Source organism: Georgenia ruanii (genome assembly GCF_009193175.1).
Taxonomy (GTDB): Bacteria; Actinomycetota; Actinomycetes; order Actinomycetales; family Actinomycetaceae; genus Georgenia; species Georgenia ruanii.
Map to the genome: position 1 here is coordinate 79711 of NZ_VUKE01000005.1, position 14083 is coordinate 93793.

Here is a 14083-nt window from a genome sequence, read left to right on the forward strand (position 1 = left end):
CGCCCGGGACGGGCGACCGTAGGGTGAGGGTCATGAATCCGACCGTCGCCGTCGTCACCGACTCGACGGCGAGCCTGCCGCCGCGGGTGGCGGCGGTGTACGGCATCGGCGTGGCGCCGCTGCACGTCGTGGTCGCCGGTGACGACCGGCTCGACGACGCCGCCTCGAGCGCGGAGCTGGTCGACCGGATGCGGGCCGGCGCGGCGGTGACCACCTCCCAGCCGTCGGTCGGCGAGCTCGTCGCGGTGTTCCGCGCGGCCGCGGACGGCGATCGCGAAGTGGTCAGCCTGCACCTGTCGGGCGAGCTGTCGGGGACGGTGGGTACGGCGCGGCGGGCCGCCGCGCTCCTTGCCGCCGAGGGCCGCCGGGTCCACGTGCTCGACACCCGCACGGTCGCCGGCGGCACCGGGCTGGCCGCCCTCGCGGCCGCCGAGGCGGCGGCCGCCGGCCGGCCGGCGGACCAGGTGGTCGCCGTGGCCCGCGAGACAGCGGCCAAGGCACAGGTCCTCTTCGCCGTGCCGGAGCTCGGCTGGCTCCAGCGCGGCGGGCGGATCGGCCCGGGCGCCGCCCTCGTCGGCTCGGCCCTGGGCATCCGCCCCGTCCTCGGCATCGCCGACGGCCGGATCGCCGTGGTGGAGACGGTCCGCGGCCTCGCACGCGCCCGGCGCCGGCTGGTGGCCCGCGCGGTCCAGGCGGCCGGCGGGCCCGGCGCCCGCGTGCCGCACCCGCCGGCGGTGCGGGTGCGGCTGGCCCTGCACCACTTCGGCGACCCCGCCGAGGCCCGGGAGCTGCAGGACCAGCTGGCCGCCGCCCTGGCGGAGACGGGGGCACTCGTCGCCGAGACCCTCCGGAGCGAGCTGACCGCCGTGGTGGGCGCGCACACCGGGCCGGGCGCGCTCGGCGTCGTCGTCGCTCCGGCGGGCTGAGTCGCCGCCGCCGCCGCCGCAGCAGCCGGCGCCGGCTGGGCCCGGCGCGGTCCTGCCAGCCCGTCCACAGCCGCGCCGCCGCGGCTCCGGCCGCGCGGGACGGCCTGCATAACGTGCCGGTCGTGGACAGCTCCCGACTGCACGCCCTGACCCGCGCCGCCTACTCGGCCGCGGCCGGGCACCTCGAGGTCACGCCGGAGGACGACGACGTCCCGGCCGCCCGCCGTTGGCTGCCGGGCGGTCGGGCCGCGGCCGCGGCGGCGGTGGTGCTGCTCCTGCTGGGGCTGGGGTGGGCGGCGTTGTCGTGGGCGCACGCGCCGGCAGCCCCGGTGCCGCTGCCGACGGCCGACAGCGCCGAGCCGGCGCCCGGCGCGACGGGGCAGGCGCCCGACGGCCCGGCGGGCGCGCCCGCGGAAAGGCCCGGCGCCGGTTCGGCGTCCGCCGGTCCTGTCCCCGCCGCCACCGCCGGCGCGCAGCGGGTGGTCGTGCACGTGGCCGGCGCGGTCGCGCGTCCCGGCGTCGTCGAGCTGGCGGGCGGCGCCCGCGTGGCGGACGCGGTGGAGGCGGCCGGCGGGGCCACCGGGGAGGCGGAGCTCGCGGCGGTGAACCTCGCCCGCCTGCTGGTGGACGGCGAGCAGGTCTACCTGCCCCGTCTCGGCGAGGCCGTCCCCGGCGGGCAGGCGGGATCAGCCGTCCCCGGGGGCCAGGCCGGCCCGACCGGCCCAGACGGCGGACCGGGAACCTCGGGCGCCGGGGCGGGCGGCCTCGTCAACCTCAACACGGCGACCGCCGCCGACCTCGACGCCCTGCCGGGCGTCGGGCCCGCGATCGCCCAGCGCATCCTCGAGTGGCGCGAGGCCAACGGGCAGTTCACCTCGGTCGACGACCTCGATTCCGTCCCGGGCATCGGCCCGACGACCATGGAGCGGCTGCGCCCGCTGGTGACGGTGTGACCGGCCCGCCGGCGGCCGCGGACGCCACGGGACGCCGACACGACCCGGCGGGTCCGCGCGACCGCCCGCCCACCGAGACGGCCGGGCCGCCGCCCGCACCCGTCGACGCCCGGCTCGTCCCGGCTGCCCTGGCCCTGTGGGCAGCCACCGGGATCGGGGTGGCGGCCGACGCGGCACTGCTCGGCGCGGCCGCGGCTCTGGCGGGCGCCGGCGCCACCGCGGCCGCCCTGCGGCTACCCCGAGAAGCCCGCGCCCGCGCACGGGGCCGCCACCACGGCGCGCCGACCGCGCGGCCGGCCGCCGCCGTGCTGCTGGTGCTGACGACGCTGTGCGCCGGGCTCGCCTCCACCGCGGTGCAGGTCCACACCCGGAGCACCGGCCTGCTGGCCGAGCTGGGCGACGGCGCCAGCGCTGTGCTGGTGGGCCACGTCGCCACCGAGCCGCGGCCGGTGGCGCAGCGGCAGTGGGAGAGCGTCCCGCGCCAGCGGCTCGAGCTGCGCCTCACCGAGGTCGCCGGCCGGGGGCAGGCCGGCCCCAGCCGGGCGCGGGTCGTGCTGGTCGGCCCACCGGAGTGGGCCGAGGTGGCGCTGGGGGAGCAGGTCCGGGTCCGCGCCACGGTGCGGGCCACCCCACCGGGCGACGCGGCCGCCGCCCTGGCCACCACCCGCGCGGCGCCGACCATCTTGGCCGGCCCCGGTGGCCACCTGGCGGTGGTCAACCACCTGCGCCAGGATCTGCGCGCGCTCACCGCCGACCTGCCCCCGCACGCTCGGGGCCTGGTGCCGGGCATCGCCGTCGGGGACGACCGGGCGCTGCCCGCGGACCTGGCCGCGGCGATGCGGGCGACCTCGCTGACCCACCTCACCGCCGTCTCAGGCGCACACGTCGCCATCGTGCTGGGCGTGGTGCTCGCCGCCCTGGCCTGGCTGCCGCGGCGGTGGCGGGCGGGGGGCGCCGTCGTCGTGCTGGTCGCGCTCGTGACCCTGGTGCGTCCCGAGGCCAGCGTCCTGCGGGCCGCCGTCATGGGCGCCGTCGTGGTCGCCGCGCTGGTGCTCGGCCGGCCGGCCCGGGCGCTGCCGGGTCTGTGCACCGCCGTCGTCGTCCTGCTCCTGGGCGACCCGTGGCTGGCGCGCGCCTACGGGTTCGTGCTGTCGGTGCTCGCCACCGCCGGTCTCGTGCTGCTCGCCCGCCCGTGGACGCGATGGCTCGCGCGCTGGCTGCCCCGCTGGCTGGCGGCCGCGCTGGCGCTGCCCGCCGCGGCGCAGGCGGCGTGCGCGCCGGTGGTGGTCCTCCTCCAACCCGCCGTGGCGACCTACGCCGTGCCCGCGAACCTGCTCGCCGCGCCGGCCGTGCCGCCGGCGACCGTGCTGGGCGTGGCTGCCACGCTGCTGGCGCCGCTGTGGCCGGGCGGGGCGCACGCGCTCGTGCACGTGGCCGCGGGCTGCACCTGGTGGATCGCGACGGTGGCCCGTGCCCTCGCCGCGGCCCCGGCCGCCCAGCTGCCCTGGCTGCCCGGGCCGGCCGGCCTCGTCGCCCTGGCGGTCTTGACCGCCGCGGCGGTGGCGCTGCTCGCCCGGGCCGGTCCGCGCGCCCCGCGGTGGGTCGCGGCCCCGGCGCTCCTGGCCCTGGTGGCGCTCCTGCTGCCCGGGCCGCGGCACCTGGCGAGCGGGCTGCTCCCCGGGCGTGGTCCGCCGCCGGGCTGGCTGGCGGTCCAGTGCGACGTCGGCCAGGGCGGGGCATTCCTGCTGCGCTCGGGCCCCGGTGCCGCCGTCATGGTCGACGTCGGCCCGGCCGGCGGCGCGGCCGTGACCTGCCTGCGGGCAGCCGGGGTCAGGCGCCTCGACCTGCTCGTGCTCACCCACGCGCACGCCGACCACGTCGGCGCCCTCGCCGAGGTGCTCGACACCGTCGACGTCGCCGGCGTCCTGCTCGGTCCCGGCCCGGAGCCGGCCGCCACGGTCGCCGCGGTCCTCGGTCAGCTCGACGGCGTGCCCGTCGCCCGGCCGGTCGCCGACGGCGCCGGGACCCAGGGCGTGGCCGGGGACGTCACCTGGGCGGTGCTGTGGCCGCCGGCGGGCGCGGTGCCCGCGCTCTCGGGGCCCGACGACGTCAACGACCTCTCCCTCGCGCTGGACCTGCGCGCCCCCGGCCTGCACGTCCTGGCCCCCGGGGATCTGGAGCTGGCGGGACAGGCCGGGCTGCTGCGCGCACTGCGCCACGGGGGCGCCGGGCCCGGGGCGGCGCCGGTGGACGTCGTCGTCATGGCCCACCACGGGTCGGCACGCCAGGACCGCACCCTCGCGGCGATGCTCGACCCGCGCCTCGCGGTGGTCAGCGTCGGGGCTGGCAACGACTACGGCCACCCGGCCCCCGCGGCGCTCGAGCTCTACGGCGGCCTCGGCGCCGCGGTGCTGCGCACCGACCTCTGCGGCACGATCGCCGTGGTCCCCGCGGGCGACGGCCTGGGCGCCGTAGCCAGGTGCCCGCCGCGGTGACGGTGCCCGGCGATGTCGGCGGGTCGTGGCACCCTTGGGGCGTGCCTCCCTCCCGCCGCAAGACCCCCAGCCCCGGCCTCACCTGGGACCAGGTCGACCTCGCCCCCGTGGTGCTCGTTCGCGGCACCGAGGGCCTGCTCGCCGACCGCGCGGTCGACCGGCTGCTCGACCAGGCCCGCGCGATCGACGCAAACGTCGAGGTCACCCGGCTCGAGGCCGCCGCGTACGAGCACGGCCAGCTCGAGATGGTCGCCAGCCCGTCCCTCTTCGGCGAGCGCCGCTGCGTCGTCGTCGAGGGCGCCGAGGCCATGACCGACGCCCTCCTCGACGACGCGCTGGTCTACCTGCGCGCCGCGCCCGACGACGTCTGGCTCGTGGTGCGGCACAACGGCGGCACCCGGGGCAAGAAGCTGCTCGACGCCGTCGCGGCAGCCGGGTACCCGGTGGTGGCCTGCGAGCAGGTCAAGCGCGACGGCGACAAGGCCGACTTCGTCCGCGCCGACTTCAAGCGCGCCCGCCGCCGGATCGACGCCGACGCCGTCCAGGCCCTGGTGGAGGCGGTGGGCGCGGACCTGCGCGAGCTCGGCGCGGCCACCACTCAGCTCCTCGCCGACACCACCGGGGTCGTCACGGCGGAGGTGGTGCAGCGCTACTACGGCGGGCGCGTGGAGGCCACCGGCTTCAAGGTGGCCGACGCCGCCGTCGCCGGCCACGCCGGCGACGCCGTGACGCTGCTGCGCCACGCCGTGGCCACCGGCACCGGGCCGGTGCCGCTGGTGGCCGCCCTGGCGATGAAGCTGCGCACGCTCGCCAAGGTCGCCGCCACCCGGGGACGCTCGGGGGTCTCCGCCGGCGAGCTGGGTCTGGCGCCCTGGCAGATCGACCGGGCCCGCAAGGAGCTGGACGGCTGGACCCCCGAGGGGCTCGCCGCCGCCATCACCGCCGTCGCCGCGGCCGACGCCGAGGTCAAGGGGCAGGGCCGCGACCCGGTCTTCGCCGTCGAGCGGGCCGTGCTCAAGGTCGCGGCGGCGCACGGGCGCCGGCACTGAGGCGCCGCAGTCGCCGGACGAGACGGCTCGTCCGCCACGCCGGTGAGGTGGCTACGGTCGTGCTGTGACCGAGCCCCACGCGCGCCCCGCGGCGCCCGCCCTCACCCGCGCCGAGCGGCTGGACCGGCTGCCACTCACCCGCGCGCACGGCCGCCTCCTCGGCGGCTCGGGCATCGGCTGGGCGCTCGACGCCATGGATGTCGGCCTCATCTCGTTCGTCATGGCGGCGCTGTCCAAGCAGTGGCAGCTCGAGCCGACGACGCTGGGCTGGATCGGCTCCATCGGCTTCGTCGGCATGGCCCTCGGCGCGACGCTGGGCGGGCTGCTCGCGGACCGGTTCGGCCGGCGCAACGTCTTCGCGCTGACCCTGTTGGTCTATGGACTCGCCACGGGCGCCTCGGCGCTCGTCAGCTCCGTGGCGGCACTGCTGGTGCTGCGCTTCGTCGTCGGCCTGGGCCTGGGCTCCGAGCTGCCGGTCGCCTCGACCCTGGTCAGCGAGTACGCGCCCACCCGGGTGCGCGGCCGCCTGGTCGTCATCCTCGAGGCGTTCTGGGCGGTGGGCTGGCTCGCCGCCGCGCTGGTGGGCTATCTCGTCGTCGCCCCGCACGACGACGGCTGGCGCTGGGCCCTGGCCATCGGCGCCCTGCCCGCGGTGTACGCCCTGTACGTGCGCCGCTCCATCCCCGAGTCGGTGCGGTTCCTCGAGGCGGCCGGTCGGCAGGCCGAGGCCGAGGCGGCCGTCCGCACGTTCGAGGACTCCGCTCCGTTGTTCGGCCAGAGCGCGTCCGCGGCCTCCGCGGGGGGCGCCGCGGCCGCGGCTCACGCGGTCCGCCCGGCGGCGAGCCACCCATCGGCGGACGCGTCCGTCGCATCAGGCGAGCACGCCGGGCCCACCCGCGGGTTCCGTGCCCTGTGGCGCCCGGACCTGCGCACCCGCACGACCGGCCTGTGGGCGGTGTGGTTCTTCCTCAACTTCGCGTACTACGGGGCCTTCACCTGGCTGCCCACGCTGCTCGTCGCCGACGGCATGACCATGGTCAGGTCCTTCGCCTACACGGTGATCATCACCGCCGCCCAGCTGCCCGGCTACGCCGCCGCGGCCTACCTCATCGAGCGGTGGGGGCGGCGCCCCACCCTGGCCACGTTCCTCCTCGGCGCCGCGGCGGCCGCGGCCCTCTTCGCCGGCGCGAGCACGCCCGCCGGCGTCGTCGCCGCCGGCTGCCTCCTGTCCTTCTTCGCCCTGGGCGCCTGGGGTGCCCTGTACGCCGTCACCCCGGAGATGTATCCCACCCCCGTGCGGGGCACCGGCGCCGGCTGGGCCGCCGGCTTCGGCCGCCTCGCCTCGATCTTCGCCCCGCTCGCCGTCCCGGTGCTCTTGCAGGCCGGGCAGCTGTGGCTGGTCTTCACCGTCTTCGCGGTCGCGTTCGTGCTCGCCGCGGCGGGTGCGCTGCTCCTCAAGGAGCAGCGCGGGCTGGCGCTCGAGGCCTGACCGAGCGTTCACCGACGCGTCACCGGACACACGGCTTCCGGTTCCCGGGACGCCACCCGGGGCCGCCACGGTGGGCTCGTGCGCGTCGCCGTCGTCACCGAGTCCTTCCTGCCCTCCGCGAACGGGGTCACCACCTCGGTGCTGCGGGTCCTCGACCACCTGGCGGGCCGCGGCCACGAGGCACTGGTCGTGTGTCCTGGCCCCGCGCCAGGCGCCTACGCCGGGTACCCGGTGGTGCAGGTGCCCGGCTTCAGCTATCGCGGCTTCCGCGCCGGTGTGCCCTCGCCGGCCCTCGTGCGCGCGCTCGACGACTTCCGGCCCGACGTCCTCCACGCCGCCTCGCCGTTCGGCCTGGGCGCCCAGGCGCTGTACGTCGCCCGGCGCCGGCGCGTGGCCACCGTCGCGGTCTTCCAGACCGACGTCGCGGGGTTCGCCCGCAAGCACGGCCTCGCCGCGACCGCGCCGAGCATCTGGCGCTGGCTGCGCCACGTGCACTCCTACGCCGACCTCACCCTGGCGCCGTCCTCCGCGTCCCTCGCCGACCTGGCCGCCAACGGCATCGGCCGGACCCGATGGTGGGGCCGCGGGGTCGACGCCGCCACCTACCACCCTCGGCACCGCACCTCGCCGGCCGGGGCGGCGCTGCGGGCGCGGCTCCTCGCCGGCGCGCCGGCCGGGACGGTCCTGGTCGGGTACGTGGGGCGGTTGGCCCCCGAGAAGCGGGTCGAGCGGCTCGCCCGGCTCACCGGGGTGCCCGGGGCGCGGGTGGTCGTCGTGGGCGACGGGCCCTCGCGGCCGGCGCTGGAGCGCGACCTCGGCGGCGGCGCGGCCTTCCTCGGGCGGCTGGACGGGGAGGACCTCGCCCGCGCCTACGCCGCGCTGGACGTCTTCGTCCACACCGGCACCACCGAGACCTTCGGGCAGACCCTTCAGGAGGCCATGGCCAGCGGGTTGCCCGTGGTGGCGCCGGCGGCCGGCGGCCCGCTCGACGTCGTCGCCGAGGGGGAGACGGGCTACCTCTACGCGCCCGAGGACGACGGCGCCCTGGAGCGGGCGGTCCGCGTCCTCGTGGCCGACCCGGCGATGCGGGCCCGGATGGGCGAGGCCGGCCGGCGCCGGGTGCTGCCGCGCTCGTGGGACGTGCTCGGCGAGGCGATCGTCGGCCACTACGCCGACGCGATGGCGGTGGCCGGCGCGTCGCGCCGGGCTCGGGTGTGAGCCGGGCGCGCAGACGGCGACGGCGCCGCCCCCTGGGGGGCGGCGCCGTGCGGTGTCGGTCATGCGGCCGGCGGGCGCGAATCCGGCCCGGCCGGAGCCGGCTCAGATTGCGGCGACCTGCTTGGCCAGCTTGGACTTGCGGTTCGCGGCCTGGTTGGCGTGGATGACGCCCTTGCTGGCCGCCTTGTCGAGCTTGCGGCCGGCAAGCTTCAGCGCCTCGCTGGCCGCGTCCTTGTCACCGGTGGTGACGGCCTCGCGGACCCGACGCACGTACGTCTTGAGCTCCGACTTCACAGCCTTGTTGCGCAGCCGCGCCTTCTCGGCGGTGCGGATGCGCTTGATCTGGGACTTGATGTTCGCCACGTCTGGACTCTCTCTGCGTTCGCCTGAGCGATCTGTCAACGGTCGGTGAGGGATGTGCCGCGACCGGGACTGGGGCGTGGGGATACCTCGTGGTTGGTCGGTGGCCGGGCAGCCGCCGACCAGGCGGCAAACCCAAGGAAGCACCCTAGCAGGAGCGCCGGTGGGGCCGCGAGCACGCGCCGTGTGTCCGGCGTCTCGTCCTCAGCCGTGCAGCTCGCGCAGCGCCCGGGTCACCTCGGCGAAACGGGCCGGCGCGAGGGCGGCGCCCTGGCGGCGCACGGCCTCGGGGTCCACCCACAGCAGCCGGTCGAGGCGCACCTCGCTCGGGCGGCCGCGGGCGTCCCAGGCCCCGGACCCGACGTCGATCCACCGCCGGCCCCACCGGGCCTCGTCGGCGGCGTCCTTGTCGTGGTCCTGGGAGGTCATCTGCGCGACCACCAGCCCGGCGCCCTCGCGGGCCAGGACGAGCACGGGCCGGTCCTTGCCCTGGTCGGGGTCGTCGTCGTAGGGCACCCATGTCCACACGACCTCGCCGGGGTCGGGCTGGTCGTCGTGCCGGGCGGCGTAGGCCAGCGCGGGCAGGCCCAGCCGGGCGACGTCGTACTCCACCGTCTCGCGCGAGGCGGCCTGGACCTGGCGCTCGCCCGGGCTGGCCGCGGGTGAGGCGGCGCCGCGGCGGGCGGTGCCGGACCGCTGACGGCGCGGGCTCGGTGGGGTGGCCGACCGGTTGCCCCGCAGGCGGGCGGTGACGGCGGACGCGGCCGCGGCGCCGGCCGCCCCCAGGGCGCGGCGCCAGATGCTGCTGCTCATCCGGGCAGGCTAGCCGCGGCAGTCGATCAGCGGGCCAGCAGCGCCGCGGCGGTCGCGACGGCGCCGAGCGCGGAGAGCGGCACCGCGGCCAGCGTGCCGAGCAGCGCGAGCAAGGTCACCCGCAGGTCGTCCTTGAGGTAGGGCGCGAGGACCGGGCCGCCGGCGGCGGCCAGCGCCGCCCGCTGGGCCGCCTCGACCCGGGGCAGGAACCGCGCGGTGCGCACGGCGTTCTCGGCCATCGCGGCGCTGAGCGCGTCCATCTCGGCCTGCACGGGGTCCGGCACAGCGCCCGGCTCGACGACCGCGACGTCGCGGGTGGGCTGGTGGACGGTGCGCACGTGCAGGTCACGGGTCTGACGCTGGAGCCGCTCGCGGCGCACCGCGAGGACGAGGACCGGCACGGCGAGCACGAGCGCGAGGATCAGGGGCACCCACGCCCCGGTGCCGGTCCCGGTCAGGCCGGCGAGCACGCCGAGGGCGCCGAAGACCCCCACACCCAGGCCGGCGGCGGTGAGCAGGAGGCCGCCCGGGCGCCGGGCCAGGCGCACCAGCGTCGGCACCACCTGGTTGAGGAAGTCCCCGGTCGCGGTCATGGGCACCAGGCTCGCACGGGGACGGCGCCGGGGGAGGACGCGTCATCCGTGGGCGAACAGCAACGTTCGGACCCGGCGGCCGGCCCCCGCCCGTGACCGGGGCGGCCGCCGTCGTCGACCGGCGGCCCGGCGTGGGACCATGGGGCGAGTTCTTGTCCGACGTGCCGCCCGTGCACCACGCGTAGAGGTAGCTGTGTCACCGATCCCCAGCCCGGCCCAGGCCGCGCAGATCCGCCCGGCGGCGACCCCGCCCGCGCTGCTGCGCAACTTCTGCATCATCGCCCACATCGACCACGGCAAGTCGACGTTGGCGGACCGCATGCTGCAGCTGACCGGGGTGGTCCAGCCGCGGGACATGCGGGCGCAGTATCTCGACCGGATGGACATCGAGCGCGAGCGCGGCATCACCATCAAGTCGCAGGCGGTGCGCATGCCCTGGCAGGTCGGCGAGCAGCCGTACGCGCTGAACATGATCGACACCCCCGGCCACGTCGACTTCTCCTACGAGGTCAACCGGTCCCTGGCCGCCTGCGAGGGCGCGATCCTCCTCGTCGACGCCGCCCAGGGGATCGAGGCGCAGACCCTGGCGAACCTGTACATGGCGCTGGAGAACGACCTCACGATCATCCCCGTCCTCAACAAGATCGACCTGCCCGCCGCGCAGCCGGAGAAGTACGCCGAGGAGCTCGCCGGGCTCATCGGGGGCGACCCCGCGGACTGCCTGAAGGTCTCGGGCAAGACCGGCGAGGGGGTCACCGAGCTGCTCGACCGGATCGTGGCGGACATCCCGGCTCCCGTCGGGGACGCCGACGCCCCCTCCCGGGCGATGATCTTCGACTCGGTCTACGACACCTATCGCGGCGTCGTCACCTACGTGCGCGTCGTCGACGGCAAGCTCAGCCCGCGCGAGCGCATCGAGATGATGAGCACCCGGGCCACCCACGAGCTGCTCGAGATCGGCGTGATCTCGCCCGAGCCGACCCCCTCCGACGGCCTGGGGGTGGGGGAGGTGGGCTACCTCATCACCGGCGTGAAGGACGTGCGCCAGTCGAAGGTCGGCGACACCGTCACCAACATGTCCAAGCCGGCCCCCGAGGCGCTCGGCGGGTACCGCGAGCCCAAGCCCATGGTCTTCTCGGGCCTGTACCCCATCGACGGCTCCGACTACCCGCTGCTGCGCGACGCCCTGGACAAGCTCAAGCTCAACGACGCCGCCCTCGTCTACGAGCCCGAGACCTCCGTGGCCCTCGGGTTCGGTTACCGCTGCGGGTTCCTCGGGCTGCTGCACCTGGAGATCGTCCGCGAGCGGCTCGAGCGCGAGTTCAACCTCGACCTCATCTCCACCGCGCCGAACGTCTCCTACGACGTGGTCACCGAGGACGGCACGGAGGTCCACGTGACCAACCCGAGCGAGTTCCCCGAGGGCAAGATCAGCGCGATCCGCGAGCCGGTGGTGCGCGCGACGATCCTGGCCCCGAGCGAGTTCATCGGCGCGATCATGGAGCTGAGCCAGGGCCGGCGCGGCGCCCTGCGCGGCATGGACTACCTCTCCGAGGATCGCGTCGAGATCCGCTACACCCTGCCCCTGGCCGAGATCGTCGGGGACTTCTTCGACCAGCTGAAGTCCCGCACCCGCGGGTACGCCTCGCTGGACTACGAGGCCGACGGCGACCAGGAGGCCGACCTGGTCAAGGTCGACATCCTCCTCAACCACGAGAAGGTCGACGCCTTCTCCGCCATCGTCCACAAGGACAAGGCCTACAGCTACGGCGTGACGATGGCCTCCAAGCTCAAGGAGCTCATCCCGCGCCAGCAGTTCGAGGTGCCGATCCAGGCCGCCATCGGCTCGCGGGTCATCGCCCGCGAGACCATCCGGGCGCTGCGCAAGGACATGCTCGCCAAGTGCTACGGCGGCGACATCAGCCGCAAGCGCAAGCTGCTCGAGAAGCAGAAGGAGGGCAAGAAGCGCATGAAGAACATCGGTCGGGTCGAGGTGCCCCAGGAGGCCTTCATCGCCGCGCTGACCTCCGACGCGCCGACCGGGAAGAAGTGACGACGCCCGGTTCGGCCGCCGTCACGCACGTGTGCCGGGTCGCCCGGCTGCGGCCCGACGACGGCACGGTCGGCGTCACCGCCATCGACAAGCACCCGGTGGACGGCCCCCACCGGGTGGGCGCCTACGGGCTGCGCGGGGACGTCCAGGCCGACCGCCAGCACCACGGCGGCCGCGAGAAGGCGCTCTACGCCGTCGACCAGGCCGAGGCGGACCACTGGGCCGGCGAGCTGGCCGAGCCGGTGCCGCCGGGCCGGTTCGGCGAGAACCTGCGGGTGGCGGGCCTGGCGGTCGACGACGCCGAGATCGGCGAGCGCTGGCGCGTCGGGGAGACCCTCGAGGTGGAGGTGACCGGACCGCGCACGCCGTGCGCGACCTTCGGCCGGTGGCTGGGGCAGGAGCGCTGGGTCCGCCGCTTCACCGACCACGGCCGCACCGGCGTCTACCTGCGCGTGCTCACCCCCGGTGCGATCCGGGCCGGCGACGGGGTCGAGGTCGCCCACCGGCCCGGGCACGGCGTGTCGGTCACCCGGTGGTTCACCGGCCGGCGGCCCGAGGACGCGCGGGCGCTGCTCGCCCACGAGGCGGCGACGGGCTGGGCCATGGCCGAGTACCTGCGCGAGCACGTCGAGCGTGCGCTGCGGCAGGCGGTGCCGCGCTGACGGCCTGACCGGCAGCTCGCCCCGGGGGCGGCGCCGGCGGCCGGTCACATCGACGGCATGTCGGTCGGCATCGGCGACGTCATCGAGCCGGTCCACAGCGCCTGGGCCAGCTCGGGCCGCACCGCCAGCAGCACGGCCACGGCGAGGGCGCCCACGGCGACGAGGCGCGAGGCGGCGACACCGTGGGACCACAGCTTCTCCAGGGCGACGAGCCCGCTGAGCGCCGCCATGGCCACCAGGTTCATGAGCCCGACCGCCATGAGCGCCACGAACAGCGCCCAGCAGCAGCCGAGGCAGTACAGGCCGTGGTGCACCCCGACCCGGAGGTCCCGCACCGGGCCGGTGACCTGCGCGTACCGCAGGAACTGCCCGAGCGGGGACCGGCAGTTGCGCAGGCACACCCGTTTCAACGGGCTGACCTGATAGACGGCGACGGCGACGAACGTCGCCACGGCGAGCGCCTGGGCGGTGCGCGGCTGGCCGGCGGCGAGCTGGCTGGCCGCCCCGGCCAGGAGGTAGGCGGGCACGCCCGCGGCGGCCCACACGAGGAGGTAGCCGCCGAGGAAGCCGGCGACGCGGCCGGGCCGAGACGCCCCCAGGGAGCGCAGGTACAGGGCCGCGACCGGCGCCACGGCCGGCAACATCATGGCCGCCATCATCAGCACCCACACCCCGAGGAAGGGCACGACCGAAAGGCCCATGGTCGCCGGCATGCCGGGAGCGCCCATGCCGCCGAGCGCCAGGGCGGCGGTCACCGCCCACGCCAGGGCGGCGGCGGCGAGCAGGACGGCGATGACGGTGCTGCGCCGGCCGAGCCACCCGGCGAGCGCGGCCGCGGCGCCCATCGCGGCGGGTGCCTCAGGCCGCCCAGGCGAACGGCGCCGAGTGCCCGTTGGTCCCCGGGCTGTCCATGCGCACGCCGAAGGCGTCGACGTGCGAGCGGGTGGACCGGGCCATCGTGAGCACGGGCGCGGGGAAGGTCATCCCCGTCAGCGTGGCCACCTCGTCGGCATTCGGGAGGACCCAGTCCTCGATCTCCATGTCGATGGCGTCGCCCACGCGCACCCGGTGGGTGCGCCCCTCGTCCGCATAGGTGATCGGCACCCGCTCGGCGCCGAGCATCTCGCCGACGAGGCCCGCCACCGCCGCCCACAGCCCCCCGCGCTGGCCGGAGAACACCGCGCCGAGCCCGGCGAACTGCTCGTCGGTGGCGCCGTCGTCGACGTACAGCCCGACCTTCCAGCCGCCCTCGCTCATGAGCCGCGGCGCGTCGGCCACGACCACGGCGGTGCGGCCCGCGACGTCCACGCCGTCGATGGTGCCGGCGTCGATGTGGAAGGCCAGGACCACCGTGCACCGCTCCACGGTCGCGGGCAGGGTCAGCCCCGAGGTCGTGCACGGACAGACCATGCCGCAGGGGCAGTGCTCGAAGTAGGTGCCGGACAGCTCCCAGGCCATGACCATTCGCCTCC

Annotated in this window: 13 protein-coding genes; 8 read left to right on the forward strand and 5 right to left on the reverse strand. The window is 76.8% G+C overall.

Annotated features, from left to right (window positions below):
* The first annotated feature begins 32 nt into the window (after positions 1 to 32).
* The 6 genes from GD880_RS07015 (at position 33) to GD880_RS07040 (ending at position 8130) form a co-directional block, all read left to right on the forward strand.
* A complete protein-coding gene (locus tag GD880_RS07015; protein ID WP_152230919.1) occupies positions 33 to 926 on the forward strand; it encodes a DegV family protein in 894 nt (297 codons plus the stop codon).
* A 122-nt stretch (positions 927 to 1048) separates the two neighbouring features.
* Positions 1049 to 1879, forward strand: a complete 831-nt coding sequence (locus GD880_RS20640) for a helix-hairpin-helix domain-containing protein (RefSeq protein ID WP_226909443.1) — start codon at positions 1049 to 1051, stop codon at positions 1877 to 1879.
* Positions 1876 to 4374: a ComEC/Rec2 family competence protein gene (locus GD880_RS07025; RefSeq protein ID WP_193314396.1), complete on the forward strand. Its 2499-nt coding sequence runs from the start codon at positions 1876 to 1878 to the stop codon at positions 4372 to 4374. The genes GD880_RS20640 and GD880_RS07025 overlap by 4 nt, the downstream gene beginning before the upstream one ends.
* 41 nt (positions 4375 to 4415) lie before the next feature.
* Positions 4416 to 5423, forward strand: coding sequence for a DNA polymerase III subunit delta (gene holA, locus GD880_RS07030; protein ID WP_226909444.1), 1008 nt, complete (start codon positions 4416 to 4418; stop codon positions 5421 to 5423).
* Positions 5424 to 5487: 64 nt separating this feature from the next.
* Positions 5488 to 6912 (forward strand): MFS transporter, encoded by a 1425-nt coding sequence (locus GD880_RS07035; protein ID WP_152230921.1) that lies wholly within the window; start codon positions 5488 to 5490, stop codon positions 6910 to 6912.
* Between the two features lie 78 nt (positions 6913 to 6990).
* The gene (locus GD880_RS07040) at positions 6991 to 8130 is read left to right on the forward strand and encodes a glycosyltransferase family 4 protein (protein ID WP_152230922.1); all 1140 of its coding nucleotides are present in this window, start codon (positions 6991 to 6993) and stop codon (positions 8128 to 8130) included.
* A 102-nt stretch (positions 8131 to 8232) separates the two neighbouring features.
* Here GD880_RS07040 and rpsT read toward each other — a convergent pair whose 3' ends face one another.
* The 3 genes from rpsT to GD880_RS07055 all read right to left on the reverse strand — a co-directional run bounded on the left by rpsT (position 8233) and on the right by GD880_RS07055 (position 9896).
* Entirely contained in the window at positions 8233 to 8493 is a 261-nt protein-coding gene (gene rpsT / locus GD880_RS07045) for a 30S ribosomal protein S20 (protein WP_152230923.1), read from the reverse strand.
* A 201-nt stretch (positions 8494 to 8694) separates the two neighbouring features.
* Positions 8695 to 9303 carry a type II toxin-antitoxin system PemK/MazF family toxin gene (locus tag GD880_RS07050; RefSeq protein WP_152230924.1) on the reverse strand — a complete coding sequence of 203 codons (609 nt, stop codon included), beginning with the start codon at positions 9301 to 9303 and terminating at the stop codon, positions 8695 to 8697.
* 26 nt (positions 9304 to 9329) lie between these two features.
* Positions 9330 to 9896, reverse strand: a complete 567-nt coding sequence (locus tag GD880_RS07055; protein WP_152230925.1) for a hypothetical protein — start codon at positions 9894 to 9896, stop codon at positions 9330 to 9332.
* A gap of 139 nt (positions 9897 to 10035) precedes the next feature.
* Here GD880_RS07055 and lepA point away from each other — a divergent pair, with 139 nt between their 5' ends.
* Both lepA and GD880_RS07065 read left to right on the forward strand, forming a co-directional pair.
* Positions 10036 to 11949 (forward strand): translation elongation factor 4, encoded by a 1914-nt coding sequence (gene lepA / locus GD880_RS07060; protein ID WP_152230926.1) that lies wholly within the window; start codon positions 10036 to 10038, stop codon positions 11947 to 11949.
* On the forward strand, positions 11946 to 12611 hold the full coding sequence (locus GD880_RS07065; protein ID WP_193314397.1) for an MOSC domain-containing protein: 666 nt from the start codon (positions 11946 to 11948) through the stop codon (positions 12609 to 12611). The genes lepA and GD880_RS07065 overlap by 4 nt, the downstream gene beginning before the upstream one ends.
* Positions 12612 to 12655: 44 nt before the next feature.
* Here the strand turns inward: GD880_RS07065 and GD880_RS07070 are convergent, their stop codons facing one another.
* Positions 12656 to 13456 (reverse strand): DUF2182 domain-containing protein, encoded by an 801-nt coding sequence (locus tag GD880_RS07070; RefSeq protein WP_152230927.1) that lies wholly within the window; start codon positions 13454 to 13456, stop codon positions 12656 to 12658.
* Positions 13457 to 13469: 13 nt separating this feature from the next.
* On the reverse strand, positions 13470 to 14069 hold the full coding sequence (locus tag GD880_RS07075) for a DUF1326 domain-containing protein (RefSeq protein WP_152230928.1): 600 nt from the start codon (positions 14067 to 14069) through the stop codon (positions 13470 to 13472).
* Positions 14070 to 14083: the final 14 nt, after the last annotated feature.